This window comes from Cyanobacteriota bacterium, assembly GCA_025054735.1.
Taxonomy (GTDB): Bacteria; Cyanobacteriota; Cyanobacteriia; order SKYG9; family SKYG9; genus SKYG9.
In genome coordinates, this window is sequence record JANWZG010000498.1 from 1 (window position 1) to 2,432 (window position 2,432).

Genomic DNA, 2,432 nt, shown 5'->3' on the forward strand with positions numbered 1-2,432 from the left:
GTATCGATGATGTTGATCTTGTGCTCAAGTGCACCAGGCTGAGGCTGATTGGGATTTTCTGGATCGCGATGAGTCCACGCTGTGCTAATGGCAGCAGCCGTAATGGTAATACCACGTTCCCGCTCTTGCGCCATCCAATCTGTTACAGCTGTACCTTCGTGCACCTCACCCATTTTGTGAACAACACCGGAATAGAACAAAATACGCTCTGTCGTTGTTGTCTTACCAGCGTCAATGTGCGCGGCGATTCCAATATTACGTACCCTTTCCAGGGGAACGGTGCGTACCACAGCTACCTCCTTCGATCTCTGCTGCCAATAGTTCTCTAAATCTTCTGTTAAGATTCTATACTTTCTGTGACCTGACCATGCAAGAAATCAGTAACGATAGTGGGCAAATGCCTTGTTCGCCTCTGCCATCTTGTGGGTTTCTTCACGCTTACGAATAGCGCCACCTGTTTCGTTAGCTGCATCCATTAGCTCGTTGGCCAATTTACTAGCCATGTTTTTTCCTGTTCGCTGGCGTGCGTACTGAATAATCCAGCGTAGCGCGAGAGCCGTACCGCGATCACTACGAACTTCCATCGGCACCTGATAGGTAGCACCGCCAACACGACGTGCTTTAACTTCTACTAGCGGTGTTGCATTGCGAACAGCCTTTTCAAACAAGGAAAGCGGCTCGGTGCCAGTGCGCTCTTCAATGGTTCTCATGGCATCATAAACAATTCTAGAGGCAATGGACTTCTTGCCGTTTTTCATAATCCGCCGCATCAACATATTGACTAAGCAACTGTTGTAAACCGGATCAGGGGGTAAAGGCCGTTTTTGGGCAGTAGTACGACGGGACATAATAACCTAGTGTCTCTAAAATGAAAGGGATGTAAATGATCGCACGTGAGCAAACAGGTTAGAAATTTGAATGTTGAGATATTGAATTCGTACTCACCATATCTCTTGCAAACACATCCACTAGAACGGGCAACCTTGCTGCTGTAACCAGAGTAGTTGCTGTGATGATGCTAATTGCCTTAAGTATTACTCAGTAGTTGCCTAAACCTCACTGAAGTCTACTTCTTCGCATCAGCCTTCGGTCGCTTTGCACCATACTTTGAACGACCTTGCTTACGATCCTTCACACCTGATGTGTCAAGTGTGCCACGAATGATGTGATACCTGACACCGGGTAAATCTTTAACACGGCCACCCCGGATCATCACAACTGAGTGCTCTTGGAGATTATGTCCAATTCCTGGAATGTAAGCAGTTACTTCAAATCCTGATGTCAATCGCACCCTAGCAACCTTCCGCAGAGCCGAATTTGGCTTCTTGGGAGTGGTTGTGTAAACACGAGTACAAACTCCTCGCCTCTGAGGACAACTCTTCAAAGCCGGGGACTTTGTTTTCTTCAGATATTGCTGACGTTGGTTACGAATTAACTGCTGAATAGTGGTCATGCGTTTCCTGAAACAAGCTCCGACGGATGGAACCTTTAAACTTTCAACGGTTTACCATCATACCGACTTCATAGCTGTTACGTCAACATCCAGTTCATCAATTTGAGTTTGAAGGTTGGCTCTTGCTAGAATTTCCAGAATTAATGACTCATCAATAACTCAGGACGTGGCACAAAACATCAGCATATCAGCCTACGGTAGCTACTCAATGGATTTGACCTTACGAGTTATTAGGTATGAGTTGTTGAGTACAAGTTATCAGGTCTCGTAGGACAGCTCTAAGCAATGGCCTGTTGAATCTGTTCACAGAGGTAGTAACACCGATCGCGGTGAAGAGGCCCGTAATCTGGGTGAAGGAGGATTAAAGGCGATATACCTCGCAAGTGGAGTTGAAGTGAATAGCGTGGACGCTGCCAGCGATCGTACTCTTCAACGATGCGCACGTCGCTAATCGTTTGAAAGGGGTGGCGCGAGACCTGAGCTTGCCAAAGCCAGCGCCGAGTCAATGTCATTTCATGGGTCAACCGATCAAACTCCCAGCGATCAACTCTTGTCAGTGCGGTGGGCAACAGAGCTATCAAAAGAACAGTTGCACCCCAAACTGAGGCAGCGACCCACCATGTCAAGACTGGATCGTGACGATTGTCTTCTTCTAAAGTTAGAAAACGCACATTATGATCCTGCACAAAGTAGTTGATGCGTTGCTCTAGTTTCTTAGCTTGAGTACACTGGCTATTTATAGTTGTAAAGTTTTCAGACAAAGGCACGACCTGTTCGCCAGCATGGTTCAATAAGACAACTTGGCAGGTGGGGTACGGTATATCACTAGGCTTGGTAGCTGCTGGCGCAACTTTAGCAGCTTGTAGTCCAACTATTTTAGTCGTCACAGCTGACCCAGTTTCATCTGCTTGGGTTAGTTCACACTCAATGTAGTCGGCAAGATAGTTAGGATAGGGCCGATCGCAAGCAAGTCGTGTTT

At 46.9% G+C, this 2,432-nt stretch carries 4 protein-coding genes; all 4 read right to left on the bottom strand.

The annotated features are described in order from the left end of the window. Positions 1–290: GTP-binding protein (locus NZ772_17330; GenBank protein ID MCS6815319.1), on the bottom strand; the 290-nt coding region annotated here is incomplete at its 3' end. A gap of 87 nt (positions 291–377) precedes the next feature. After that, a complete protein-coding gene (rpsG, locus tag NZ772_17335) occupies positions 378–848 on the bottom strand; it encodes a 30S ribosomal protein S7 (protein ID MCS6815320.1) in 471 nt (156 codons plus the stop codon). 218 nt (positions 849–1,066) lie between these two features. Then, entirely contained in the window at positions 1,067–1,453 is a 387-nt protein-coding gene (gene rpsL / locus NZ772_17340; protein ID MCS6815321.1) for a 30S ribosomal protein S12, read from the bottom strand. A gap of 278 nt (positions 1,454–1,731) precedes the next feature. After that, positions 1,732–2,432 (bottom strand): hypothetical protein (locus tag NZ772_17345; protein ID MCS6815322.1); only part of this gene is annotated, 701 nt, incomplete at its 5' end.

What these genes read in the sequence shown, in the direction of transcription:
- rpsL (MCS6815321.1), bottom strand. Translation starts at nt 1,453, where the DNA reads ATGACCACTATTCAGCAGTTAATTCGTAACCAACGTCAGCAATATCTG.
- rpsG (MCS6815320.1), bottom strand. Translation starts at nt 848, where the DNA reads ATGTCCCGTCGTACTACTGCCCAAAAACGGCCTTTACCCCCTGATCCG.